This is a genomic window from Streptomyces sp. NPDC046977 (assembly GCF_040644455.1).
Taxonomy (GTDB): domain Bacteria; phylum Actinomycetota; class Actinomycetes; order Streptomycetales; family Streptomycetaceae; genus Actinacidiphila.
In genome coordinates this window covers 106844-131462 of the sequence record NZ_JBEYWO010000003.1, presented here as the reverse complement: position 1 = coordinate 131462, position 24619 = coordinate 106844, and the positions used below count along the sequence as shown (strand labels likewise).

The window sequence follows — 24619 nt, the reverse complement described above, 5'->3', positions numbered from 1 at the left end:
CCCGGACCCAGGCATGTCCGACCGCGTGTTCCGGGCTATTCTGCGCGGCGGCGGCGCCCTGGTCCTGGCGATCATGCTGCTCGTCGGCGGCTTCCTGACCTACCGGGCCTGGCAGGCGTTGTCGGTCGCGAAGTGGTCCTTCATCACCACGCAGGCGTGGGAGCCGGAGGCGCACAACTTCGGCATCGCGGCGGTGCTCGTCGGTACGGTGCTCATCGCCGGCGTCGCCATCGTGTTCGCGGTGCCGCTCGCTCTCGGTACCGCGCTCTACATCTCCGAGTTCGCCCCGCCGCGGATCCGTCAGACCCTCATCAGCGTCGTCGACCTGATGGCCGCGGTGCCGTCGGTGGTCTACGGCCTGTGGGGCCTCTTCTACTACCAGGGGCACGTGGTCACCGTCTCGCGCTGGATCTCCACCTACTTCGGCTGGATACCGGCCTTCAAGGTGGACGGCTCGGATCCGAACGACCCGCTCGCCACCGCGACGGTGTACACCTCCTCCACCTTCATCGCGGGCATGGTCGTGGCCCTGATGGTGGCGCCGATCACCTGCTCGGTGATGCGGGAGGTCTTCTCGCAGGCGCCGGTCGGCGAGCGGGAGGGGGCGTACGCGCTCGGCGCGAACCGCTGGGGCATGATCCGCAGCGTCGTCCTGCCTTTCGGCAAGGGCGGCATGATCGGCGGCACCATGCTGGGCCTGGGCCGGGCACTGGGCGAGACCATCGCCGTCTACATGATCATCTCGCCGGTTTTCGCGATCCAGCCGCACATCCTGCAGAACGGCGCCAACTCGGTCTCCTCCCTGATCGCCCTGCGGTACGGCGAGGCCACCCCGTTCGGCATGTCGGCGCTGATGGCCGCCGGCCTCGCGCTCTTCCTGATGACCCTTGTCGTCAATTTCGCCGCGTCGTCGATCGTCGCCCGCAGCCGTTCCGGCGCGGCGAGCGACTCCTAGGAGACCGAGTCCGATGACCGTCACCGCTTCACAGAGCCAGAAGACCGGGCAGGGCCTGCGTCCCGCGCCGAACCCCGGTGGTCCGCAGAAAGGATCCGGCGCGGGCACCAACCTGCCCGGACGCCGGACCGGCGACGGTACGGCGCGCGGTGAGGCGCGCCGCAACCTGTCCACCCTGCGGGCCACCGACCTGTACGCGATGGTGGGCGCCGGCGCCGCGTCCGTCGCCGTCACCTGGCTGCTCTACGACCGACTGCTGCCGTTCAACGGCGCGCTGGGCTTCGTCGTCATCGCCTACGCGCTCTTCATCGGCATCTACGCGCTGACGGTCTCCTTCGACGAGGACGGTCCCGCGGTCCGGGACCGGGTGGCCGCCGCGGTCGTCCAGAGTCTCGGCCTGGTGATGCTGACCGCGCTGGCGTTCGTGGTCGTCTTCACCCTGTTCGAGGGCCGCAAGGCGCTGCCGCACCTGAACTTCTACACCCAGTCGATGGCCGATGCCGGTCCGCTCGAACCGCTCGACGTCGGTGGCATCCTGCACGCGATCGTCGGCACGCTGTGGCAGATCGGCATCGCGCTGGTGATCTGCATCCCGGCCGGGCTGGTGTGCGCGGTCTTCCTCAACGAGATCCCCGGCGCCTTCAGCCGGTTCGTCCGCACCATCGTCGAGGCGATGACCGCGCTGCCGTCCATCGTCGCCGGCCTGTTCATCTACGCCATGTTCATCCTGGGGCTCGGCTTCGACCAGTCCGGTCTCGCCGCCGCGCTCGCCATCTCCGTGATGATGCTGCCGATCATCATCCGTGCCTCGGACGTGGTCATCCGGCTGACTCCCGGCACGCTGCGCGAGGCGTCCTACGCGCTCGGCACCTCACGGTGGCGCACCGTCTGGCACGTGGTGCTGCCCACCTCGCGGTCCGGGCTGACCACGGCCGTCATCCTGGGTACCGCGCGCGGCGTGGGCGAGACCTCACCGGTGCTGCTGACCGCCGGTTTCACCGCGGAGCTCAACACCAATCCACTTCACGACCCGATGGTGTCGCTGCCGCTCGCCGCCTTCGAACTCGTCAAGTCCCCCGAGCCCACTTACATCGCCCGCGGCTTCGGCACCGCGGCGGTGCTTCTGGTGCTGGTGCTCGTCCTGTTCGTCATGGCCCGCATCTTCGGCGGCCGCGGTCCGGGCAAGCTGACGCATCGTCAGGAGCATCGCGCGGTCAGGGCCTCGCAGCGTGACGCCCGGCGTTTCGCGCCGTCCGCAACAGCAGACCAGTCGCCAGTCCGTCCCGCACCGACGAGGAGCACCCCGTGATACCCGCACCCGTCCGTCGTACGCGCCCCCTGCGCGTGTACCAGGCACTGGCGCTGTTCGTCGCCGTGGTCTGCGCGCTGCTGGCGGTCCGGCCGCCGGGCGCCGCCGCGGCCTCCTACACGAAGATCAGCGGATCCGGCTCGACCTGGAGCGCCAACGCCATCGAGCAATGGCGACGCAACGTCCGCCAGCAGGGCATGACCGTGAACTACGCGTCGGTCGGCTCCACGGTCGGCCGCAGCCAGTTCGCGTCCGGGACGTCCGACTTCGGCGTGTCCGAGATTCCGTACGGCCTCACCGACCTGGGTCAGCAGGACCCCCCGCCCACGCGCAAGTACGCCTACATGCCGATCGTGGCCGGCGGTACCTCGTTCATGTACAACCTGAAGATCGGCGGCCGGCAGGTCACCAACCTCCGGCTGTCCGGGGACGTGCTCAGCAAGATCTTCACCGGCAAGCTCACCATGTGGAACTCGCCGGAGATCAAGGCCGACAATCCCAGGCTGACCCTTCCGGCCCGGCGCATCGTCCCGGTCGTCCGCTCCGACGGCTCCGGAACCACCGCGCAGTTCACCCTCTGGATGTCCAAGGAGCACTCCGGTCTCTGGAACGACTACTGCCGCCGGGCCGGCAAGACCCCGCCCTGCGGACTGACGTCGTACTTCCCGAACATCCCCGGCTCCGGCTTCGTCTCCCAGTCGGGCTCCCTCGGCGTCGCGGGCTACACCCGGCAGCCCCAGGCCGAAGGCGCCATCACCTACGTCGAGTACTCGTACGCCAGGAACGCGGGCTTCCCGGTGGTCAAGGTGCTCAACAGGGCCGGCTACTACGTCGAGCCGACCGCGTCCAGCGTGGCCGTCGCCCTGACGAAGGCCGAGATCAACAACGACCCGCGCTCCGCGAACTACCTGACGCAGCAGCTGGACAACGTCTACCGGTACGGCGACGACCGGACCTACCCGCTGTCCAGCTACAGCTACATGATCATCCCGACCAAGGAGGAGATGGGCTTCACCCAGGCCAAGGGCAGGACGCTGAGCGCCTTCAACAACTACTTCCTGTGCGAGGGCCAGCAGCTGGCGGACCGGCTCGGCTACTCGCCGCTGCCGCGCAACCTGGTGGAGGCGGCCATGGCGCAGACCCGGAAGATCCCCGGGGCGGTGGGGAACACCATCGACATCAACACGTGCAACAACCCGACGTTCTCCGGCGGCAGGAACACCCTGATCCTCAACGCCCCGCACCCGAAGGCGTGCGACAAGAAGGGCCCTGACCAGTGCGCCGACGGCACCGCCGGCGCCCAGCAGCCCACCGTGCCGAGCGGCGGCTCCGGCGGCACGTCCAGCTCGGGGGGCAGCGGCTCCACGGGGGCGACGGGATCGACCGGCGGCAGCGGTTCCACGGGTTCCACGGGCGGGAGCGGTTCCACGGGATCGACCGGCGGCAGCGGCTCCACGGGTTCCTCGGGCGGCAGCGGCTCCACGGGAGCGACGGGATCGACGGGCGGCAGCGGCGGCACCACCGGTGACCCCGGTACCGCGGCGGGTGGGACGAGCGGTGGGACCGTGCTCGACCCCGACACCGGCCAGCTCGTCAGCACCGAACAGACCGGCGACACCTCCGTCGTCGCCAGTCCGGTCTCCCTCGGCACGGACGACGCCCTCGGACTGCGCACCGCACTGATGGCACTGTCGGCCGTGCTGCTGCTCGGTGTCGTCGTCGGACCACCACTCGTCGCCCGCGTGATGGCCAACCGGGCCCGCCGGAACGGCGGCGCGGCATGAGGACCGCACTGAACCGGCCCCGGCCGCGCATCCTCCTGGCCGTGGGCTCGCTGCTGGCCGCCCTCGTGGTGGCCCTGGTCCCGCTGCCGCCCACCGGCACCGCCGCCGCCGCGGACGGCGGCGCGGAGTCCTCCGCGGTGACGAAGACGGGGACCAAGGGCGCGTACGACGACTTCTCCCAACTGAAGGTGACCGTCCACCAGACCAAGGACCTGCGCTCCCAGAGCGTGCGGGTCAGCTGGGAGGGCGGGACGCCGACGGAGTCGGAAACCCAGTTCAACACCAACTTCCTGCAGATCATGCAGTGCTGGGGCGACGACCCGGCCGGGCCCACACGGGAGCAGTGCGAATTCGGCGCCACGGGAGTTCCGCTCGCGGGCATCATGACCAGTAGCCGGCGGGTCGCCAGCACCGGGTCCGGCGTCGGCGATCCCGGGGAGACGCAGTACCCCGGCACCAACAACTTCGTGCCCTTCCGTCCCGTCCACGGGGCGCCCACCACGTCCTCCTCGGACTACACGTACTTCGGGCCGTTGGACACCAACGAGCAGATAGCCGGCCGGATCTTCGCCAACGGCACGGGTGAAGTGGGATTCGAAGTACAGGACGGGAGCCAGGCCGACCATCTCGGCTGCGGTGTGAACACGGCGCCGCCCGGCGCTGCCGTCACTCCGCGCTCCTGCTGGCTGGTCGTCGTGCCGCGCGGCACTCACGACGCGGACGGCAGTGACAGGGGCGCGGGCAACAAGCTCGACACCTCGCCGCTGTCCGCGACGAACTGGGCCCAGCGGATCGTCTTCCGCCTGGACTTCCAGCCGATCGGCTCGTTCTGCCAGGTGGGCGAGGCGGAGCGCACCGTATCGGGTTCCGAACTGGCCGACGACGCGGTCGCGTCGTGGGGGCCGACGTTGTGCTCGTCCACGGGGAGCACGTTCGTCTTCAACCGGGAGGACGAGGAGAGCGCCAGGGGCGAGGTACTGAGCACGACGCCCCAGACGCCCGGGCTGGGGGTCACCGTCGACCCGGTGGTCCAGCCGGCAGGCGGACCGTCCGTCGTGCACGCTCCGGTGGCGCTGTCCGGTCTGGGGTTCGCCTTCTTCATAGAAGGCCCTTCCGGCGTGGTGCGCGACATGAATCTGACACCGCGGCTCGTGGCCAAGATGCTGACCCATTCCTATGTGAGAGACGTGCCGTGGGCCATCCCTGTTCCGGAGCACGTGAAGGGCAATCCTGATTACTGGACCCAGGACCCGGAATTCAAGGAACTGAATCCGGAATTCCCCGGTCAGATCACGCCCATGAGCCTCATTGTTCCGCAGGGGAGTTCTGACACCGCGCGCATGATCTGGAACTGGCTCCAGGCGGACAAGGACGCCCGGGACTTCCTTGCCGGGAAGAAAGATCCCTGGGGAATGAGGTTGAACTCCTATTTCAAGGACCTGGGCCTGGACACGGCCCTGAACAACTTCCCCAAGGTGGACGAGACGCGCGCCCCGGCCCTGGCCGGACTCCCGCCGAACCCGCCCGACTACGGAATCATCGACCTTGCCCCGTACGTGGCCGATCTGCACGACGGCGCCTTGCGTACCCGCCGGGGCCACAACGGCCGAACCATCCAGCAGGATGTGGGCTCCACCACCAACGCCAGGGGTCTCAAGGCCGACGAGATCTACCCCGGCCACCATGCCGTGATGGCGATCGTCGATGCCGCGTCGGCGGAGCGTTACGGACTGCCGACAGCGGCCCTGCGCAATGCGGACGGCAACTTCGTCAGGCCCTCGGCCGACACGCTGCAGGCGGGCGTCGACGCCATGCAACCGTGGCCGGACAACTCCGCCGTGCTCAAGCCCGATCCGGCACGGGCCAAGGGCCAGGCGTACCCGTTGACCGCGGTGACCTACGCAGCCGCTTCGGTGAACCAGGACGCGCAGGCCCGCAAGGCGTACGCGGATTTCATCAGGTTCGCCGCGGGGCCGGGTCAGACGCCGGGCCGGTCGGCAGGCGAACTTCCGCCCGGCTACGCGCCGTTGTCGACGAAGCTCCGTCAGCAGGCCGAGGATGCCGCCGACGCCCTGGAACGAGGAGCGCCCGCGGACGACCCCTCGACCGGCGGGCCGGCACCGGGCGGTCCCGGGGGCAGTGACTCCGGCGGTGATTCCGGCGGTCCCGCATCCGGGGCCGGAACCGGTGGGACCTCCTCCGGTACGGGCGCGGGCGGAGCGACCTCGGGCGGAACGGGGGGCGACACCGGTGGCACCGGCGGCGACCCCGGTGCGGGCCCGTCGAATTCATCTGCCGCCCCGCCCGGATCCGCGCCTCCTTCCGTCGTGCCGCAGCAGAATGTCGCGAAATCCGGGATTACCCCCGGCGAAGCCCTCGGAGTGATCCGCTGGGTCCTTCTCGCCGTTCTTGTTCTCGGTGGGGCAGCAGCGCTGACAGGCCCGGTGTTTCTTCGTTTTGCGCAGCGGCGAACCCCCTAGGAGACACCTAGGAGGCTTGTCCGTAACCTTTTCCTCCATGGGAATTGGTGGCCACCGCATTAAAAACTTGGAAGCGTATGCGGTGGCCGGCCGACGGGTCGGCAGCACGGAAATCCGGATTCAGCTTGAACGTCCAGTCTTCGAAATCCCGAAACAAGGAGTTCTGAAGTGAACGTCAAGTCTCGCGCCAAGGTCGGCGCCGCGATCCTCGGCGCCGCGGCGCTCGGCGTCGGCATCCTGGCCGCCCCCGCGTCCGCGGACGCCCCGATCCGTCAGCTGGCGGGTGTCGGTTCGGACACCACGCAGTACGTCATGAACGGTCTGGCCAACGGCAGCGTCGTCGTGAACGCCGGCGGCGCGAACTACGTCACGTCGTGGGACGCCGTCGCCCAGACGGGCGCCGCCGACCCGTTCACCACCAAGAACCCGGCGACGACCCCCGGATGCACGTTCACCCGCGCGGAGGCGAACGGCTCCTCGAACGGCATCAAGCTGCTGAACGCCGACATCGCGAACGGGGGGAGCGTCTGCCTCGACTTCGCCCGCTCCTCGCGTCAGCCGAACGACACCAGCAACGCGGACCTCACCTGGATCCCGTTCGCCAAGGACGCCGTGACCTGGGCCACGGACCTCGGCAGCACTATCGGTTCCGAGACGCCCGGTAACTCCAACAACCCGAGCCTGACCACGGCCCAGTTGAAGGAGATCTACACGACCTGCAAGTACACGTGGACAGACAACGCGACCCCGCCCGTGGTGCACACGCACACTGACGTGCGGCCGCTGCTGCCGCAGGCTGGTTCCGGTACCCGGACGTACTTCCTGACGTCCATCGGCGTCACCGAGGCCCAGGTCACGGCGGCCAAGGCTTCGACGGACTGCGCCGGGAAGTACAACGACAACATTCAGGAGCACGACGGTACGGCGATCACGAACCTCAACCAGATCATGCCGTACTCCGTCGCCCAGTGGATCGCCCAGGGCAAGAGCCTCCCGGGCGTCCCGAACCGTCGCGACCAGTCGCGTCTGCGCAACGTCGGGGGTGTGGCACCCACCACCGGCTCCGGCAGCGCGCTCGCGCTCAACCCGAGCTTCGTCTTCACCCGTGACGTCTACAACGTCGTCCAGACCTCCCGGCTCAACGAGGCCGCGATCGACGAGGCGTTCGTGGTGAAGTCGGCCGTCCCGGGCGACACGGCGGATGTCTGCCAGGACACCACCACCATCACCACCTACGGCTTCGCCACCATCCCCAACTGCGGTGCGACCACCCTCACGGGCAAGAGCTGACCCGTGATCGCCATCTGATCCTCGCGTGACGGCCGGGCACCCTCCAGGTGCCCGGCCCCACGTGCTGTCGCCCTATCCGTCCATCAACCGTCCCCCGGGGGGCAATCGCCATGACAGTGCTCCATCCCTTCCGAAGAGTGGCATCGATCGCGGCCGCCTGCGCGCTGCTCGCCCTGGGCCTCGTGACCCTGGTCGCATCCCAGTCCCAGCCCGCCCGGGCGGCGTCCATCGGGACTTTCACCATGGCGCCCAGCGGCAAGTTGAGCGATCCGGAGCCGCTCGGCAGCACCATCGGTATCCCTGCCGCGTGCCCCGACTTCGTCATCGACGACGGAAACGGTGGCGTGATCACCTTCCCCTTCAACTGGGGCCTTTTTCTCAATGTGGTCAAGGACGGCACAGAGGTCCGCGCGATAGACGGCATCTACAACGACGCGGACCGGCCCTACGACTCGGCGAAGACGATTTCGCTGGCCGCGGCGGACAACCCCGATCTGGCGGTCCACGACCTGTCGCAGATCTTCAGCGGTGACGGCACCTATGAGCTGCGTCTGCAATGCATGGACGATTTCTCGGGCACCCACCCGGACTCACCGTACTGGACCCAGAAAATCACCGTCACCGGCGACAACTGGGTGGTCGGAGAGGGTGCCACGGCCGTCAGTGTCGCGATACCGGAGTACAGCCCCAGCCAGCCCGAGCCGGGCCAGGAGGTGACGCTCACGGCAAAGGTCACGCCGGCGGAGGCAGTCGGCACGGTGACTTTCCTGGACGGTGGGACACCGCTGAACCAGACGCCGGTCCAGGTCGCCTCCGGGAAGGCCGAGTTCAAGACGTCGACGCTGTCCGACGGAGGCCACTCGATCATCGCCCGGTTCACCCCGGACAACCCCGCCGAGTTCGGGGCGTCCGAGTCCGAGGCCCGGACCGTGACGGTGCAGTTGCCGCGGGCCGAGATGCTCGACGACGCCGGTCAGCGGATCGCCCCGGGCTCGGAGCTCCAGCGCGGCCAGACGGTCAAGCTGATCCTCCGGGGATGCACAGCCGGCGGCTCGTACGGACTGACCATGAATCTGGGTGCCGGTCCCACGGATGCCACGTTCCCCAACAAGACGGCGGACGCCGGCGGCGTGGTGACCTGGGAGTCGCTCACGGTTCCCGAGGACGCGGTCGCCAGCGCCAACTACAGCTGGGTGTGGACCCCTTCCTGCGACGCGACTGCGCTGACGATGGCATTCAAGGTCCCCGAGCCGCCGTCCGGGTCCCCGAGCCCCACCGACTCCACGACGCCCACCGACGATCCGACCGACGACCCCACCGACTCCCCGTCGCCCACGGACTCCGCGACGGACACGTCCGGCACGACGTCCGGAACCGACGGCGGCGACACCGCGGGTGACTCCGGCGGCAGCGGGGACACCGGAGGCACCGGTGGCAGCGGCGGCTCCGGCACCGCCGGCTCCGGCGGGAACTCGCCTCAGGGCGGCCTCGCCTCCACCGGCAGCCAGATCGCGCTGTTCTCCGGCGTGGGCGCCGTCGTCCTGGCCGCGGCCGGCTTCGCCTTCGTGCGGCTCGGCGGCCGCAGGAAGCTGCTGACCTTCGGCCCGCCCCGCTCGTAACGGCCCGCGGAGCACGGGCGGCGGGCCCCCACCCCGCCGCCCGCGCTTCCGTTTCTCCACCCACACCACTCCACAGGGAGCGCACCCCGTGACCACGCTGTCCCCGCCCCCGCCCGCTGTGGCGCCCGCGCGCCCGCCGGATGCCGGGCCACCCCTCACCCGCCCCGGTCTCGCGTTCGCCGGGGCGGCGCTGTGCGTCCTCGCCGCGCTGCTGCTCGGCTTCGCCGCCAACCTCACCCTCGTGGGCAATCTCCAGCACGCCCGCGACCAGCGGACGGCGTACGACGAGCTGCGCCGGCAACTCGCCCTCGGCACCGCCCCGGTGGGACAGCGGACCTTCGACGGCAAGCCGCTCGAACCCGGCGCCCCCGTCGCGTTGTTGCGCATCCCGGAACTCGGCCTGGACGAGGTCGTCGAGGAGGGCACCACCTCCGGCGTGCTGATGGCGGGTCCCGGGCACCGCCGTGACACCCCGCTGCCGGGGCAGGCGGGCACCAGCGTGATCATGGGCCGCCAGTGGGGGTACGGCGGCCCGTTCAACGATCTGCACCGGCTGGCCCCCGGTACCGCGATCGAGCTGACCACCGGGCAGGGCACAGCCCGCTACGAGGTGACCGGCCTCCGCCGCGCGGGCGACCCGCTGCCGTCCGTCCTCGAACAGGGCCGGGGCCGGCTCACCCTCATCACCGCCGAGGGACCCGCCTACACCCCCTCCGGCGTCCTGCGCGTCGACGCCGACCTGGTGAGCGATGTCCAGCCCAACCCGCCGCGTCCGCAGGCCGCCGGCTGGATCGAGGGCTCCGAGCAGGCCCTGGGCCGCGAGAACTCGGTCTGGCTCCCGGTCTTCCTGTGGTCGCTGGCGCTGCTCGGCGCGGCGCTGCTCACCACCTGGGCCCATCGCGCGTGGGGACGCTGGCAGACCTGGATCGCCGGTGTACCCGTCCTGGTCGCGCTCGGCCTCGCCGTCTCGGGCGCCGCCGCCCGTCTGCTGCCCAACCTGCTCTGACCGACCCCTGAACCACTGGGAGCCACGTCATGTCCGATCCCACCGACACGCTCGTCGGCGAAACCCTGCGCATCCCCCCGGTCGCCGCCCCGGCCGCCGCGGCGAGCGGCAGCCCGGCCACCTTGGAGGCCGACGCGATCTCCGCGTGGTTCGGCGACCACAAGGTCCTGGACGAGGTGTCGCTCACCATGCCCGCCCACCAGGTCACCGCGCTCATCGGCCCGTCCGGTTGCGGCAAGTCCACGTTCCTGCGGATTCTCAACCGCATGCACGAGCTGGTCGGCTCCGCGTCGCTGGCCGGCCGGGTGCTGCTCGACGGCGACGACATCTACGACCGCGGGCGCCGCATCACCCAGGCCCGCCGCCAGATCGGCATGGTCTTCCAGAAGCCGAACCCCTTCCCGGCGATGTCGATCTACGACAACGTGGTCGCCGGCCTGAAGATGGGCGGCATCAAGGCCGCCCGCCAGGACAAGGACGCCCTGGTCGAGGAGTGCCTGACCAAGGCCGGTCTGTGGAAGGAGGTCCGGGACCGCCTCCGGCAGCCCGGCGGCGCCCTCTCCGGCGGCCAGCAGCAGCGCCTGTGCATCGCCCGCTCGCTGGCGGTCCGGCCCCGGGTGCTGCTGATGGACGAGCCGTGCTCCGCCCTGGACCCGACCTCCACCCGGCGCATCGAGGAGACGATCCACGAGCTGTCCCACGAGGTCACCATCGTCATCGTCACCCACAACATGCAGCAGGCCGCGCGCGTCTCCGACCAGTGCGCGTTCTTCCTCGCCGAGCAGGGCACCCCGGGTGTCATCGTCGAACACGGCGCCACGGACGCGATGTTCAACAACCCGCAGGACCAGCGCACGACGGATTACGTCAACGGCCGCTTCGGGTAGTCATTCGGTGTCCGGACGGAGGTGCGCGATGAGAGGCATCCGGGCGGCCGCGACCGTTGCGGGCCTGGTGGCGTGCGCGGCCCTCGCGGGCTGCGGCGCCCCGGCCCCGGCCGGTGAACCGCTCGCGGGGCCGGAGCCGGTCCCCGTCGCGAGCCCCACCCGGGCGCAGCGGCCGCCGTCGGCGTCCGCGACCCCGGTCGCACCGGCCGCCACCGGCACGGCGTCGCGCGCCACGGCCCCCCGGCGCACCCCGGCGGCACCGCCGCGGACCCGCTCGCCGGTCCCGCCGTCCGCGGGCGCGACCACCGCGTCGCCGCGGCCCGAACTCCCGGACCTCCCGGATCTGTCGCGCACGGCGCCCTCCTCCTCGTCCGCGCCGCCGACCCCGCGGTCCACGCCCACCGGCCCGGCGTCCTCGCCGTCGTCACGGGCCGCCTCCCCGGTGCCCTCCTCGTCAGCACCGGATGCGGTCACCGCCCTCCACATCGGCGACTGGTCGGCGCAGGTCGTCCGCGGCGACCAGGAGACCGTGGACGCCTGCCGTGACGCCGTCCAGTGGGACGGTCCCGCACTCGGCAGCGAGGACGGCTACGCCCTGCGCACCGCCGTCGTCGTGGGCCACGACTACTGCGGCTTCCAGCGGTTCGCCACCCTCCCGATCGGCACGGTCGTCACCGCCACGACCCCCCGCGGCACCTTCACGTACCGCGTCTACGCCCACCACACCGAGCCCGGCCGCGGCGCTCCCTCCCACGGCCTCTACTGGGGCGACCTGACCCTCCAGTCCTGCGTCGGCCCGAACACGGGCTTCAGCTACCTCAGGCGCGAATGAGCCGGCGCCGTCCGTACGCCCGGTCCCGGGGCGGCGCGAGATACGACGTCCACTTCCGAACTCCTTGTCGCCGGATTTCGAGGACAGGACGGTCAGGTGGAATCCGGACTTTCGCAAGGCCCGCCATTTCACGGGAAAGCGATGCGCGTGGGCGCGGTGATCAGATGGTGGTCCCCGTGAGCCGCTCGGAGACGTCCCACAGCCGCAGGCGTTCGGCGTCGGTCGCGCCGCTCAGCGGGGAGTACATCCGCTGCTCGGCGGGCCGGCCGCCCAGGTTGCCGGGGCCGCTGGGTCCGTAGAGCGCGCCGGGCTTCGCGGCCGGATCGGTCGCCGCCATCAGTGCGGGCAGCTTCGCCGTGGCGACGGTGCCGACGAGGATGCCGCTCGCCGAGAGCGCCCGGATGAGGCGGACCGCGGATGTGTCCTTGGGACGGCCCAGTTCCGGGCGGGCGGCGAGCAGGCTCGTGGGGGCGACACCGGGGTGGGAGAGGTTGCTGGTGATGCCCCAGCCGTTCGCCTCGCTGCGGCGTTGCAGTTCGAGGCCGAAGAGCCCGAAGGCGATCTTGGACTGGACGTAGGCGCGCTGCTTGTCGTACCCGCGCTCCCAGTTGAGGTCGTCCCAGTTGATGGAGCCGCTGCGCGCGGCGATGCTGACCTGCGAGGTGACGCGGGCGCGGCCGGCCCGCAGCAGCGGGAGGAGGTGACCCACGAGCGCGAAGTGGCCCAGGTGGTTGGTGCCGAACTGCAGCTCGTGACCCTCGGCCGTGGTCTGCCGGGCCGGGGGGACCATCACGCCGGCGTTGTTGACGAGGATGTGGAGGGGCCGGCCCTCGCGTCGGAGGGTGTCGCCGAGGGCCGCGACGGAATCGAGCGAGGCCAGGTCGAGGACGCGCAGGGAGACCTTCGCCCCGGGAACGCTCTCCCGGATCTCCCGGATCGCTTTCTCGCCCTTGGCGGGATTGCGGACCGGCATGAGGACTTCCGCTCCCGCGGCGGCGAGCCGCGCGGCCATTTCCCGGCCCATTCCGTCACTGGCGCCGGTGACGAGGGCGCGCTTTCCGGAAAGGTCCGGAATGGTGATGTCGATTTCGCGACGAGCCACGATGCACTCCTTGGGTCGTTGTTTCCGGAACAACACTCGGGGACACCGCGACCCCGTTCCAGGGACTGCCCATCCATGGATACGGAGAAAGGGAATACATCCTTCCGTCTCTGCGGGAGAGGGGGATCGCCGGTCCGTGGCTCCGGCCGGACGCGGCCGGTAGAAAGGACGGCACAGGACCGGGGAGAGGGAGACCATGATCGATCGCGTCGGGCTGGCCGCGTTCCTCCGCAAGCGCCGGGAGTCGCTGCAACCCGAGGACGTCGGCCTTCCGCGCGGCTCCCGGCGCCGCACGAGCGGTCTGCGGCGGGAGGAGGTCGCGGCGCTCTGCCACATGTCGACCGACTACTACTCCCGTCTCGAACGCGAGCGCGGGCCGCAGCCGTCGAGCCAGATGCTCGCCTCGATGGCCCTGGGGCTGCATCTCTCGCTCGCCGAACGCGATCATCTGTTCCGCCTCGCGGGACAGCGGCCGCCGGACCCCAGCGGGATCAGCGAGCACATCAGCCCGGGCCTGCTGCGCATCCTCGACCGTCTCACCGACACCCCCGCGGAGATCGCCACGGAGCTCGGCGAGACCTTGCGGCAGACCCCGATGAGCGTCGCGCTGTCCGGGGACATGACCCGCTACACCGGGCCGGCCCGCAGCTCGGGGTACCGGTGGTTCACCGACCCCGCGGCACGTCAGCGCTACGCGCCGGAGGAACACGCCTTCCTCGCGCGCATGTACGCGTCCGGGCTGCGCGAGGTCGTCACCCTCCGCGGCCCCGGCTCGCGCGCGGCGCAGCTGGCCGACCTGCTCCTGGAGAGCAGCGAGGAGTTCCGCCGGGTGTGGGACAAACACGAGATCGGCGTACGCGCCCACGAGGTGAAGCGCTTCGTCCACCCCGAGGTCGGCCCCCTCGACCTCACGTGCCAGCGCCTGGTCGATCCCGAACAGGCCCACTCACTGCTCGTCTACACGGCCATCCCCGGCACCGAGAGCCACGAGAAGTTGCGTCTGCTCTCCGTCATAGGATCCCAGCCGCTCCGCTGACGCGCCGGGACGGCGTGCGTCGCCCGTTCGGGGGATGGCGGCATCGTCACTTTCGAAGTACTTTCAAAAACATGCCTACCGAGACCGGCGCCGTGAATTTCTCCGAGCTGGTGAACAAGAACAAGCAGACGCTCGCCCGGCTGAAGGAATCGCCCCGGTTGCTGTTGCACCGCAGGGACGGAGAGGACCTGGTCCTCACCACCGCGGCCCGGGCGGAGCAGGACCAGACCGTGGTGTCCGCCGCCACACGCATGCTCGCCGCGATCGCGCGGCGGGAGCCCGGCAGCATGGAACTCCTGCTCGACCTGCTTCCTGACGTGTTTCCCTGGGTGCGCTTCCTGCCCGAGCCCGATGTCCACGCCTTCGCCGTCGAACTGGTCGACACCATGCGTGCCGCGGATGCCCTGGGGAACAGCGCATCCGTCGCCCAGGTGCTCGTCGCCTGGCAGCACACGGCCGAGGCCCACTCCGATCCCGAACTGCTGGCCGCGCTCACCAGGGACCACGACGAGGACTACGGCGCGGTACCCGATCCGCGGGACACGGTGTGACGGCCGGCCGGGGCGACCGAACGGCGCCTCCGGCGCCGGAGGGCCAGTGGGAGGTCCGCTTCGCGGACGCGGCCTCGGCCAAGGGATGGGAGAACCTTGCCGGGCAGGCCCCTGGAAACACGTACCGTGCGTGGCTGACGATGCGCACGAACCCCCGCCCGGTCGTGGAGACATCCCGGCACCATCGGCTCAAGGGCAGCCTGGCGCACGGCACCCACCGAGGGCGGACCTGCGAGCAATGGCAGATCGAAGTCACCGGCGGCGGTCGCGTCTGGTACCTGGTGGACACGGCGCACGACACGTGCTGGATCACCTTCGCGGGTGCCGGACACCCACGGGCCACCGAGGGCCGCTGACGGGGCGCGGCCGTGGCGCTCCGTCAGCGGCCGGGGTGGGTGGGTCAGATGCCCGCGGCCGTCGCGAGGTCGGTCTTGAGCGCGGCCAGGACCTCGGCGGCGCGCGTGCGGGTGGCCGCGAGGGTCTCGGCGCCGCCGGGGACCGGGAGGACGACCTCCAGGTAGCACTTGAGCTTGGGTTCGGTGCCGCTCGGGCGGACGATGACCCGGGCCGACTCGACGGGGCCGGCGCCCGCCAGGTGGTAGCGCAGGCCGTCGGTCGGGGGCAGGTCCTCGGTGCCCCGGGTGAGGTCCTCGGCGGTCGCGACAGCCAGCCCCGCCAGCGAGGTCGGCGGGCGCTCCCGCAGCCGCGTCATGGCCTCGCCGATGAGGCCGAGGTCGGCGACCCGCACCGAGAGCTGGTCGGTGGCGTGCAGGCCGTACTCCAGGGCGATGTCGTCCAGGAGGTCGGAGAGAGTGCGGCCCTTGGCCTTGAGCTCGGCGGCGAGTTCGGCGACGGCCAGGGCCGCGCTGATGCCGTCCTTGTCGCGGACGCCCCCGGGGTCCACGCAGTAGCCGAGGGCCTCCTCGTAGCCGTAACGCAGGCCCTCCACACGGGAGATCCACTTGAAGCCGGTCAGGGTGTCGGCGTAGTCCAGGCCCGCCCGGGCGGCGATGCGGGACAGCAGCGAGGAGGAGACGATGCTCGCCGCGAAGGTGCCGGTGGCGCGCTGGTGCACCAGATGCGTGGCGAGCAGGGCGCCCACCTCGTCGCCGCGCAGCATCCGCCAGCCGACCTCCGTGCCGCGGTCCGGGACGGCGACGGCGCAGCGGTCCGCGTCGGGGTCGTTGGCGATGACGATGTCGGTGTCGACGCCCGGTGCGAGCGCACGCGCGGCGGCGAAGGCCAGGTCCATCGCCCCCGGTTCCTCGGGGTTGGGGAAGGCGACGGTCGGGAAGTCCGCGTCGGGTTCGGCCTGTTCCGCGACCACGTGCGGGGCGGTGAATCCGGCCCGCGCGAAGGCGGCGGTCAGCGTGGAGCGGCCGACGCCGTGCAGGGGCGTGTAGACCACGGACAGGTCCCGCGGGGAGTGCCGGTCCACCACCGAGGCGACACGCTCCAGATAGGCCTCGACGACCTCGTCGCCGTAGACCTGCCAGCCGTCGCCGGCCAGCGGCACGTCCGCGAGCGGGCCGATCGCCGCGATCTCGGCGGCGATGCCGGAGTCGGCGGGCGGCACGATCTGCGAGCCGTCGCCGAGGTAGACCTTGTAGCCGTTGTCCTGGGGCGGGTTGTGGCTCGCGGTCACCATGACACCCGCGGCCGCGCCGAGATGGCGTACGGCGAAGGCGAGCACGGGCGTGGGCAGCGGCCGGGACAGCAGGGCGGCGCGCAGTCCGGCGCCGACCATGACGGCGGCGGTGTCGCGCGCGAAGTCGTACGACTTGTGGCGGGCGTCGTAGCCGACGACGACCAGTCCGTCGCCCTGGCCGTGCGCCGTGAGGTACGCGGCCAGGCCCGCGGCCGCCCGGATGACGACCGAGCGGTTCATCCGCATCGGGCCCGCGCCGATCTCGCCGCGCAGACCGGCGGTGCCGAACTGCAGGGTGCCCGCGAACCGGTCCGCGAGGTCGTCCGCCGCGGCGCGGTCGCCGGCCTCGGCGGAGGCGAGCAGCACCTCCAGCTCGTCCCGGGTGTCCGGGTCGGGGTCCTCGGCCAGCCAGGTACGGGCCTGCTGGATCAGCTGCTCTGCGCTGTTGCTTGCGCTTGCCACGTCATGCTCCTGCGATGTCTCGGTCGTCGGTGCCGCCTCCGCCGCCGCGGCGGCCGGTCCCGGGACCGGGCGGGTGCCGGGGGCCGGGTGGGGGCGGCGCGTGCCGGGGGACCAGTGCGTCACCGGGGTTACCTCCCCGCGCCCGCCGGTTCCCTAACCAGGTGGACCGGGCGCCGAAGGCGCGCACGGACGGGCGGGGCGGCCGCGCCCGGGGTCCGTCCGGTGGTGTCCGGGGTCCCGCCGGACGGTCAGATGCGCTCCAGCACCTGGGCGAGGAGGGCGCCCATGCGGGCGGCGGAGTCGCGGCCGGCCTCCAGGACCTCCTCGTGGTTGAGGGGTTCGCCGGTCATGCCCGCGGCCAGGTTGGTGACCAGGGAGATGCCGAGCACCTCGGCACCCGCCTCGCGGGCCGCGATGGCCTCCAGCGTGGTGGACATGCCGACCAGGTCGCCGCCGATGGTGCGGACCATGTTGATCTCGGCGGGCGTCTCGTAGTGCGGGCCGGGGAGCTGGACGTAGACGCCCTCCTCCAGGGAGGGGTCGACCTCCTTGCACAGCGCGCGCAGCCGCGGCGAGTACAGGTCGGTGAGGTCCACGAAGTTGGCGCCCACGATCGGCGAGGTGGCCGTCATGTTGATGTGGTCGCTGATCAGCACGGCCTGGCCGGGCCGGTAGTCGGGGCGCAGCCCGCCGCAGCCGTTGGTGAGCACGACGGTCTTGCAGCCCGCGGCGACGGCGGTGCGCACACCGTGCACGACGGTGGCCACGCCGTGGCCCTCGTAGAAGTGGTTGCGGCCCAGGAACACCAGCGCGCGCCGGTCGCCCATCCGCACCGAGCGCACCTTGCCGGAGTGCCCGGCGACCGCCGGCGGCGGGAAGCCCGGCAGCTCGGTGATCGCGAACTCGTACTCGGCCTCGCCGAGCCGGTCGGCGGCCGGCACCCAGCCGGAGCCCATCACCAGGGCGACGTCGTGGGTCTCGTCGCCGGTGAGCTCGCGCAGGCGAGCGGCGGCCTCCGTGGCGGCGGCGTACGGGTCGCCCTGCGGAGTGCGGGCTGCGTTGGGATGTGCGGAAGAGTTCACGCCGATGAGGGTAGCCGGTTATCTCCTACGCGCGTAGACGTCTCAGGTCACGGTCTGCGAAACTTCGGAGGATCCGACGATTGACGGTCCCATTGTGCCGTCCGGGGCGTCCGGTGGTGAGCGCTTTCCCCGCGCATCACCCAGTGTTCATCCACGTCCGCTGCCCGGCCCCCGCGCGCCCGGCGCTCAGCAGGGGCGCTTGCGCAGTTCCATGACGTAGTCGTGCGGGGCGCCCGCGGACTCGGCCGCGTCGGCCATCTCGCCCAGGTAGCGGGCGGAGGGGAGGCCGCCCTCGTAGTCGTTGAGGACGTAGATCCACGCCGTCACGTCGCCGTCCAGGGTGTGCGCCCGGACCTGGTGGCGGCGGTAGATGCCGAGCGGGACGCCCTCCCAGCGGTCCAGTGACTCGTCGTCGACCGGGGCGATGTCGTACAGCCCGACGAAGACCTGGTGCAGCGGGTCCTCCACCAGAGTGGCGATCGCCCCCTCCCAGCCCATCTGCTCGCCGCCGAAGGTCAGGCGCCAGCCGTCGAGCCAGCCGGTTCCGCGCAGCGGCGAGTGCGGGGCGCGGCGGGTCATCAGCCGCGCGTCGAGGTTGCCGGCGTACGCGGCGTAGAGCGACATGGTGACGAGAGTACGACAGAGGGACCCCGCCCACCCGCCCACGACGGCCGGGCCGCGGGGCCCCGTAGGTGATCACTTGGCGCGTGCGGGACAATGGGGTACGTGACTCGGATCGTGATCATTGGTGGCGGACCCGGCGGATACGAAGCGGCCCTCGTGGCCAGCCAGCTGGGCGCGGAGGTGACCGTCGTCGACTGCGACGGTCTGGGCGGGGCGTCGGTGCTCACCGACTGCGTGCCGTCGAAGACCCTGATCGCGACGGCCGAGGTGATGACCACCTTCGACTCCTCGTACGAGGAACTGGGCATCATCGTGGCCGACGACACCCCGCACGTCGAGCAGGCGGCCCGCGTGGTCGGCGTCGACCTCGGCAAGGTCAACCGGCGGGTGAAGCGCCTCGCGCTCGCCCAGTCGCACGACATCGCCGCCTCCGTCACCCGCGCCGGCGCCCGGGTCATGCGCGGCCGCGGCCGGCTGGACGGCATGCAGGCCATCGACGGCTCCCGCAAGGTCGTCGTGACGGCCGCCGACGGCACGACCGAGACCCTCACCGCCGACGCCGTGCTGATCGCCACCGGCGGCCGGCCCCGCGAGCTCCCCGACGCGCTGCCGGACGGCGAGCGCATCCTCAACTGGACGCAGGTGTACGACCTGGACGAGCTCCCCGAGGAGCTCATCGTGGTCGGCTCCGGCGTGACCGGCGCCGAGTTCGCCGGCGCGTACCAGGCGCTCGGCTCCAAGGTGACGCTCGTCTCCTCCCGCGACCGCGTCCTGCCCGGCGAGGACCCGGACGCCGCCGCCGTCCTGGAGGACGTCTTCCGCCGCCGCGGCATGAACGTCATGGCCCGCTCCCGCGCCGAGTCCGCCAAGCGGGTGGGCGACCGCGTCGAGGTCACCCTGTCCGACGGCCGGGTCATCACCGGCAGCCACTGCCTCATGGCGGTCGGCGCCATACCCAACAGCTCCGACATGGGCCTGGAGGGCGCCGGGGTCAAGCTCAAGGAGTCCGGCCACATCTGGACCGACAAGGTCTCGCGCACCTCCGCCCCGGGCGTGTACGCGGCCGGTGACGTCACGGGCATCTTCGCGCTCGCGTCGGTCGCCGCCATGCAGGGCCGGATCGCGATGTACCACTTCCTCGGCGAGACGGTCGGCCCGCTCAACCTCAAGGCGGTCTCCTCGAACGTCTTCACCGACCCCGAGATCGCGACGGTCGGCTACACGCAGTCCGACGTCGACGCCGGCATCATCGACGCCCGCGTCCTGAAGCTGCCGCTGCTGCGCAACCCGCGGGCGAAGATGCAGGGCATCCGGGACGGCTTCGTGAAGCTCTTCTGCCGTCCGGGCACCGGGATCGTGGTCGGCGGCGTGGTCGTGTCGCTGCGCGCGAGTGAGCTGATCCACCCCATCTCGATCGCGGTCGACAACAATCTGACCGTCGAGCAGATGGCGAACACCTTCACGGTCTATCCGTCGCTGTCGGGCTCGATCGCGGAGGCCGCACGCCAGTTGGCCACCCGGAAGGCCGCCGGGGAGCTGTAACCGTGGGGCGCGGGGCCGCAGCTTTCCGTATAGCACGCGACGTCCGACTTCACGAACAACTTCTGTTAATCGGTGCAAACTGCTGATAGCAGACGGTCATTGGCGTTACTGTCAGTTTCGTGTTCGCAGCAGAACGTCGCCAACTGATCCTCGAAATGGTGCGCGCCAACGGAGCCGTTTCCCTCCGTGAGCTCGCCCGCGTCGTCCAGACCTCGGAAGTGACCGTACGGCGTGACGTGCGGGCGCTGGAGGCAGAAGGACTGCTCGACCGCCGGCACGGCGGTGCGGTGCTGCCGGGGGGCTTCACCAGGGAGTCCGGCTTCCCGCAGAAATCCCATCTATCGACCGCGGAGAAGACGGCGATCGCCGATCTCGCGGCCGGTCTCGTCGAGGAGGGCGAGGCCATCGTCGTCGGTGCCGGTACCACCACCCAGGAGCTGGCACGCCGGCTCGCCCGGGTGCCGGGGCTGACCGTCGTGACCAACTCCCTGCTCGTGGCGCAGGCGTTGGCGCATGCCAACCGGGTCGAGGTCGTCATGACCGGCGGCACGCTCCGCGGGTCCAACTACGCGCTGGTCGGCAGCGGTGCCGAGCAGTCCCTGCAAGGGCTGCGGGTGTCCCGGGCGTTCCTGTCCGGGGCCGGCCTCACCGCCGAACGCGGCCTGTCCACCTCGAACATGCTCTCCGCGAGCGTCGACCGGGCACTGGTCCAGGCGGCCGCGGAGGTCGTGGTGCTGGCCGACCACACCAAGCTGGGCACCGACACCATGTTCCAGACCGTGCCCACGGACCTGATCACCCATCTGGTCACCGACGCGCCGCCCGCGGGCGACGACCGCGCGGCGACCGAACTCCAGGCGCTGGCCGACCGCGGTGTACAGGTCGCGGTGGCGTCGACCGACGGTGTGGACGGCGGGATGCCCCACGGGCGGCAGCGGCGGGAGATGCCGCCCGTGCCGGGCCCCCGCCGCCACCAGCACCCGCAGGCGGGCTACTCCGCCGGCAGCGCGGCCCCGCCCGGGGAGCCGCGCGCCCGGGCCGCCGGGCAGTCGGCCGGAGGCGTCGCGGGCAGCATGTCCCCGCTGCGCACCGCGCAACTGGCCGGGGAGCAGCAGGCCGCCCGGATCGCGGACCTGGCACCGCGCCGCCGCTGACCACCGCGGGCCCCGGCCGAGGATCGGCCGGGGCCCGCGTGCGGTGCCGTGCGTGCGGCGCTGTGCCGCCGCAGGCGTGGATCAGTCCTTGATCTCGCAGATCAGCGCGCCGGAGGAGACGGAGGAGCCGACCTCGGCGGTCAGGCCCTTGATGGTGCCGGAGCGGTGCGCGTTGAGCGGCTGCTCCATCTTCATCGCCTCCAGGACGACGACCAGGTCGCCCTCCTTGACCTCCTGGCCCTCCTCCACGGCCACCTTCACGATGGTGCCCTGCATCGGCGAGGCCAGGCTGTCGCCGGAGGCGGCGGAACCCGCCTTCTTCGCGGTGCGCCGCTTGGGGCGCGCACCGCCGGCGGCCGCCGTACGGGCCAGGGTCATGCCCAGCGAGGCCGGGAGGGAGACCTCCAGGCGCTTGCCGCCGACCTCGACCACCACGGTCTCGCGGCCCGACTCGTCGGACTCCTCACCGTCGCCGACGGCGGTGAAGGGCGGGATCTCGTTGGCGAACTCGGTCTCGATCCACCGGGTGTGGACCGTGAACGGGCCCTTCTCGCCGTGCACCTCGGGCGCGAACGCCGGGTCGGCGACCACCGCGCGGTGGAACGGGATGGCGGTGGCCATGCCCTCGACCTGGAACTCGGCCAGGGCGCGCGCGGCGCGCTGCAGCGCCTGCTGCCGGGTGGCACCGGTGACGATCAGCTTGGCCAGCAGCGAGTCCCAGGCGGGGCCGATGACACTGCCGGCCTCCACGCCCGCGTCCAGGCGCACACCCGGGCCGGACGGCGTGTCGAACCGGGTGACGGTGCCGGGGGCCGGCAGGAAGTTGCGGCCCGGGTCCTCGCCGTTGATGCGGAACTCGAAGGAGTGACCGCGCATCGGCGGGTCGTCGTAGCCGAGCTCCTCGCCGTCGGCGATCCGGAACATCTCGCGGACCAGGTCGATGCCGGTGACCTCCTCGGTGACCGGGTGCTCGACCTGGAGGCGGGTGTTGACCTCCAGGAAGGAGATCGTGCCGTCGGTGCCGACCAGGAACTCGCAGGTGCCCGCGCCGACGTAGCCGGCCTCCTTGAGGATGGCCTTGGAGGCGCGGTAGAGCTGCTCGTTCTGCTCCGGGGTCAGGAAGGGCGCGGGGGCCTCCTCCACGAGCTTCTGGTGGCGGCGCTGGAGCGAGCAGTCACGGGTGGAGACGACGACCACGTTGCCGTGCTGGTCGGCCAGGCACTGGGTCTCCACGTGCCGCGGCTTGTCCAGGTAGCGCTCGACGAAGCACTCGCCGCGCCCGAAGGCGGCGACCGCCTCGCGGACCGCGGAGTCGTAGAGCTCCGGGACCTCCTCCAGCGTGCGGGCGACCTTCAGGCCGCGTCCGCCGCCGCCGAAGGCGGCCTTGATGGCGATCGGCAGGCCGTTCTCGCGCGCGAACGCCACGACCTCCTCCGACCCGGAGACCGGGTCGGGCGTGCCGGCCACCAGCGGCGCGCCGGCGCGCTGCGCGATGTGCCGGGCGGCGACCTTGTCACCCAGGTCGCGGATGGCCTGCGGCGGCGGGCCGATCCAGGTCAGGCCGGCGTCGAGCACGGCCTGCGCGAAGTCGGCGTTCTCCGACAGGAAGCCGTACCCCGGGTGGACGGCGTCCGCCCCGGCTTCGGCTGCGGCCGCCAGCACCTTGGAGATGTCCAGGTAACTGGTGGCCGGAGTGTCACCGCCCAGCGCGTACGCCTCATCGGCCACGCGCACATGCAGCGCGTCCCGGTCCGGCTCCGCGTAGACGGCCACACTGGCGATCCCGGCATCCCGGCAGGCACGGGCGACGCGGACTGCGATTTCACCGCGGTTGGCGATGAGGACCTTGCGCACGATGGCTCCCTCCTTGAAACAAGCAGAGTTTAGGTACTGGCGACACTTCGTGCCGAGGCGCCCCTGGGGGTGAGCTTGCCCACACGGAGGGTGACACGGGTCCCCGCGGGGGGCTGGTATGCCGTGGCTTTCCACGGTAAATCCCTCTTCATCCCGGTGCTTGAGGCCCTGGGGTGTGGGCCGGGTCACCTGCCTCCACCGTGGCCGACGGGGTCTTGGTTTTGTGGGAACTCCACGAAGGCCCGGGGAAAACTTTGCCGGAGCGGCGCCCCATACGGGTGGCGGTGACGAAACCCTTGCCGCCACTCCTACCCGTTAGTAGCGTGCGCCTTACGTGATACCGGCGGTAATCCGGTCGGGGACAGGGGGCGCGCAGTGCGCAGGAGTGTCGCCGCGACAGCGGCCGTGGTGCTCGTCCTGGAGGCGTTCGGCTTCGCCGTCGTCAACTGGGTGATGGGCATCGCCGTGGAGCACCAGCAGATGTCGCTCGGCGGCCTGGAGCCCCGTGCCATGGCGGTCGGGGCGTGGGCGGCAGGCGTGCTGATGGCGCTCTTCCTCATCGGCTGCGCGGTCGTCCTCGCCCGAGCCGCGCTCCGGGACCGCGCCCCCCGGCGCCTCGGCCGCGTCCTGCTGATCGTCTGCGCCGTCACGCACGGCGTGCTCGCCGCCGGACTGGCCGCGCCGGTGGGCTGGGCCGCGTTCGTGGGGCTGGTGGTGGTCATGGGACTGGTGGTGCTCAGCCTGGTGCTGTACGCCGATGGTGACGCCCCGGTGGTGCCGGCCGCGGGGAAGCCGGACGGGGGCACGCCCCCGCCGCCTCCCGTGGCGCCGGCCGCGGTCTGACGGGCGCCGGCGGCAGCCGACCTCGGGGCTCGCCCGGTCCTGTACGCCGATGGCGTGGTCCCGGTCGCCGGGGAAGCCTGACAGGGCGCCCCTCCCGCGGCCTTCCGTGGCGCGGGCCGCGGTCGGAGGGCCGCTGGCGGCAGCCGACCTTTGGGCTCAGTGCGCGGAGCGGGCTGCCCGAGGGCTGGGGGTGCTCGGCACGGTGCTGTACGCCGATGATGACGCCCCGGTGGTCCCGGCCGCGGGGAAGCCGGACGGGGTGCCCCGCCGCCGCATTCTTTGGCGCCGGCGCCGGTCTGACGGTCGCCGATGGCGATGCCCCGCGGTCCTGGCCGCGGTCTGAGGGCCGTCGGCGGCAGCTGATCTCGGTGCTCGGACCCAGAAGTCGGTGATGCGCCGATCCGGCTGCCCGAGGGTTGGTGGTGCTCAGCCTGCTGCTGTGGGCCGATGGCGTCGCCTTGGTGGTCCCCGGGCGCCGGGAAGCCGGACGGGGGCGCATCCCCGCCGCCTCCCGTGGCACCGGCCGCGGTCTGACGGCCGTCGATGGCGACGCCCCCGC

At 71.5% G+C, this 24619-nt stretch carries 20 protein-coding genes; 15 read left to right on the top strand and 5 right to left on the bottom strand.

Translation table 11 applies throughout. The features are described 5' to 3' along the window. Positions 1-25: 25 nt before the first annotated feature. The 9 genes from pstC to ABZ883_RS05565 all read left to right on the top strand — a co-directional run bounded on the left by pstC (position 26) and on the right by ABZ883_RS05565 (position 12162). Positions 26-955: a phosphate ABC transporter permease subunit PstC gene (gene pstC, locus ABZ883_RS05605; RefSeq protein WP_360901984.1), complete on the top strand. Its 930-nt coding sequence runs from the start codon at positions 26-28 to the stop codon at positions 953-955. Positions 956-968: 13 nt separating this feature from the next. Then, positions 969-2264, top strand: a complete 1296-nt coding sequence (gene pstA, locus ABZ883_RS05600; RefSeq protein ID WP_360901981.1) for a phosphate ABC transporter permease PstA — start codon at positions 969-971, stop codon at positions 2262-2264. Next, on the top strand, positions 2261-4048 hold the full coding sequence (gene pstS, locus ABZ883_RS05595; RefSeq protein WP_360901979.1) for a phosphate ABC transporter substrate-binding protein PstS: 1788 nt from the start codon (positions 2261-2263) through the stop codon (positions 4046-4048). Before pstA ends, pstS begins: the two co-directional genes overlap by 4 nt. Continuing rightward, complete coding sequence (locus ABZ883_RS05590; protein WP_360901976.1) at positions 4045-6528, top strand: hypothetical protein; 2484 nt, start codon at positions 4045-4047, stop codon at positions 6526-6528. Before pstS ends, ABZ883_RS05590 begins: the two co-directional genes overlap by 4 nt. A gap of 168 nt (positions 6529-6696) precedes the next feature. Then, the gene (locus tag ABZ883_RS05585; protein WP_360901973.1) at positions 6697-7818 is read left to right on the top strand and encodes a hypothetical protein; all 1122 of its coding nucleotides are present in this window, start codon (positions 6697-6699) and stop codon (positions 7816-7818) included. Positions 7819-7955: 137 nt separating this feature from the next. Next, a complete protein-coding gene (locus ABZ883_RS05580) occupies positions 7956-9437 on the top strand; it encodes an Ig-like domain-containing protein (protein ID WP_360901970.1) in 1482 nt (493 codons plus the stop codon). 88 nt (positions 9438-9525) lie between these two features. Further along, positions 9526-10443 carry a class E sortase gene (locus tag ABZ883_RS05575; protein WP_360901967.1) on the top strand — a complete coding sequence of 306 codons (918 nt, stop codon included), beginning with the start codon at positions 9526-9528 and terminating at the stop codon, positions 10441-10443. Positions 10444-10472: 29 nt separating this feature from the next. Next, positions 10473-11330, top strand: coding sequence for a phosphate ABC transporter ATP-binding protein PstB (pstB, locus tag ABZ883_RS05570; RefSeq protein WP_360901964.1), 858 nt, complete (start codon positions 10473-10475; stop codon positions 11328-11330). Positions 11331-11358: 28 nt separating this feature from the next. Continuing rightward, positions 11359-12162, top strand: coding sequence for a hypothetical protein (locus ABZ883_RS05565; RefSeq protein WP_360901961.1), 804 nt, complete (start codon positions 11359-11361; stop codon positions 12160-12162). Between the two features lie 160 nt (positions 12163-12322). Here ABZ883_RS05565 and ABZ883_RS05560 read toward each other — a convergent pair whose 3' ends face one another. Next, positions 12323-13264: an SDR family oxidoreductase gene (locus ABZ883_RS05560; RefSeq protein ID WP_360901958.1), complete on the bottom strand. Its 942-nt coding sequence runs from the start codon at positions 13262-13264 to the stop codon at positions 12323-12325. A gap of 196 nt (positions 13265-13460) precedes the next feature. On the opposite strand from ABZ883_RS05560, the gene ABZ883_RS05555 reads away from it, so the two are divergent. The 3 genes from ABZ883_RS05555 to ABZ883_RS05545 all read left to right on the top strand — a co-directional run bounded on the left by ABZ883_RS05555 (position 13461) and on the right by ABZ883_RS05545 (position 15207). Then, positions 13461-14300 carry a helix-turn-helix transcriptional regulator gene (locus tag ABZ883_RS05555; protein ID WP_360901955.1) on the top strand — a complete coding sequence of 280 codons (840 nt, stop codon included), beginning with the start codon at positions 13461-13463 and terminating at the stop codon, positions 14298-14300. Between the two features lie 71 nt (positions 14301-14371). Beyond that, a complete protein-coding gene (locus ABZ883_RS05550) occupies positions 14372-14851 on the top strand; it encodes a hypothetical protein (RefSeq protein WP_360901952.1) in 480 nt (159 codons plus the stop codon). 140 nt (positions 14852-14991) lie between these two features. Next, positions 14992-15207, top strand: a complete 216-nt coding sequence (locus tag ABZ883_RS05545; protein WP_360901949.1) for a hypothetical protein — start codon at positions 14992-14994, stop codon at positions 15205-15207. A 44-nt stretch (positions 15208-15251) separates the two neighbouring features. On the opposite strand, the gene ABZ883_RS05540 is transcribed toward ABZ883_RS05545, so the two are convergent. From ABZ883_RS05540 to ABZ883_RS05530, 3 genes are all read right to left on the bottom strand, one after another. After that, a complete protein-coding gene (locus tag ABZ883_RS05540) occupies positions 15252-16961 on the bottom strand; it encodes a phospho-sugar mutase (protein ID WP_360901946.1) in 1710 nt (569 codons plus the stop codon). A 248-nt stretch (positions 16962-17209) separates the two neighbouring features. Continuing rightward, a complete protein-coding gene (locus tag ABZ883_RS05535; RefSeq protein ID WP_360901943.1) occupies positions 17210-18043 on the bottom strand; it encodes a purine-nucleoside phosphorylase in 834 nt (277 codons plus the stop codon). A gap of 186 nt (positions 18044-18229) precedes the next feature. Continuing rightward, positions 18230-18667: a gamma-glutamylcyclotransferase gene (locus ABZ883_RS05530; RefSeq protein ID WP_360901941.1), complete on the bottom strand. Its 438-nt coding sequence runs from the start codon at positions 18665-18667 to the stop codon at positions 18230-18232. 93 nt (positions 18668-18760) lie between these two features. On the opposite strand from ABZ883_RS05530, the gene ABZ883_RS05525 reads away from it, so the two are divergent. Together ABZ883_RS05525 and ABZ883_RS05520 are read left to right on the top strand one after the other, a co-directional pair. Further along, a complete protein-coding gene (locus tag ABZ883_RS05525; RefSeq protein ID WP_360901938.1) occupies positions 18761-20209 on the top strand; it encodes an NAD(P)H-quinone dehydrogenase in 1449 nt (482 codons plus the stop codon). 119 nt (positions 20210-20328) lie between these two features. Next, positions 20329-21363 carry a DeoR/GlpR family DNA-binding transcription regulator gene (locus ABZ883_RS05520; RefSeq protein WP_360901935.1) on the top strand — a complete coding sequence of 345 codons (1035 nt, stop codon included), beginning with the start codon at positions 20329-20331 and terminating at the stop codon, positions 21361-21363. 81 nt (positions 21364-21444) lie between these two features. On the opposite strand, the gene ABZ883_RS05515 is transcribed toward ABZ883_RS05520, so the two are convergent. Further along, complete coding sequence (locus tag ABZ883_RS05515) at positions 21445-23217, bottom strand: biotin carboxylase N-terminal domain-containing protein (RefSeq protein WP_360901932.1); 1773 nt, start codon at positions 23215-23217, stop codon at positions 21445-21447. A 375-nt stretch (positions 23218-23592) separates the two neighbouring features. Here ABZ883_RS05515 and ABZ883_RS05510 point away from each other — a divergent pair, with 375 nt between their 5' ends. After that, on the top strand, positions 23593-24060 hold the full coding sequence (locus tag ABZ883_RS05510) for a hypothetical protein (RefSeq protein ID WP_360901929.1): 468 nt from the start codon (positions 23593-23595) through the stop codon (positions 24058-24060). The last annotated feature ends 559 nt before the right edge of the window (positions 24061-24619 follow it).

Excerpts from the sequence above, each read along its gene's own strand:
- ABZ883_RS05590 (WP_360901976.1), top strand. The coding sequence starts at position 4,045 with ATGAGGACCGCACTGAACCGGCCCCGGCCGCGCATCCTCCTGGCCGTG.
- ABZ883_RS05550 (WP_360901952.1), top strand. The coding sequence starts at position 14,372 with ATGCCTACCGAGACCGGCGCCGTGAATTTCTCCGAGCTGGTGAACAAG.
- ABZ883_RS05555 (WP_360901955.1), top strand. The coding sequence starts at position 13,461 with ATGATCGATCGCGTCGGGCTGGCCGCGTTCCTCCGCAAGCGCCGGGAG.
- ABZ883_RS05565 (WP_360901961.1), top strand. The coding sequence starts at position 11,359 with ATGAGAGGCATCCGGGCGGCCGCGACCGTTGCGGGCCTGGTGGCGTGC.
- pstA (WP_360901981.1), top strand. The coding sequence starts at position 969 with ATGACCGTCACCGCTTCACAGAGCCAGAAGACCGGGCAGGGCCTGCGT.
- ABZ883_RS05525 (WP_360901938.1), top strand. The coding sequence starts at position 18,761 with ATGGGGTACGTGACTCGGATCGTGATCATTGGTGGCGGACCCGGCGGA.
- ABZ883_RS05545 (WP_360901949.1), top strand. The coding sequence starts at position 14,992 with ATGCGCACGAACCCCCGCCCGGTCGTGGAGACATCCCGGCACCATCGG.
- ABZ883_RS05530 (WP_360901941.1), bottom strand. The coding sequence starts at position 18,667 with ATGTCGCTCTACGCCGCGTACGCCGGCAACCTCGACGCGCGGCTGATG.
- pstB (WP_360901964.1), top strand. The coding sequence starts at position 10,473 with ATGTCCGATCCCACCGACACGCTCGTCGGCGAAACCCTGCGCATCCCC.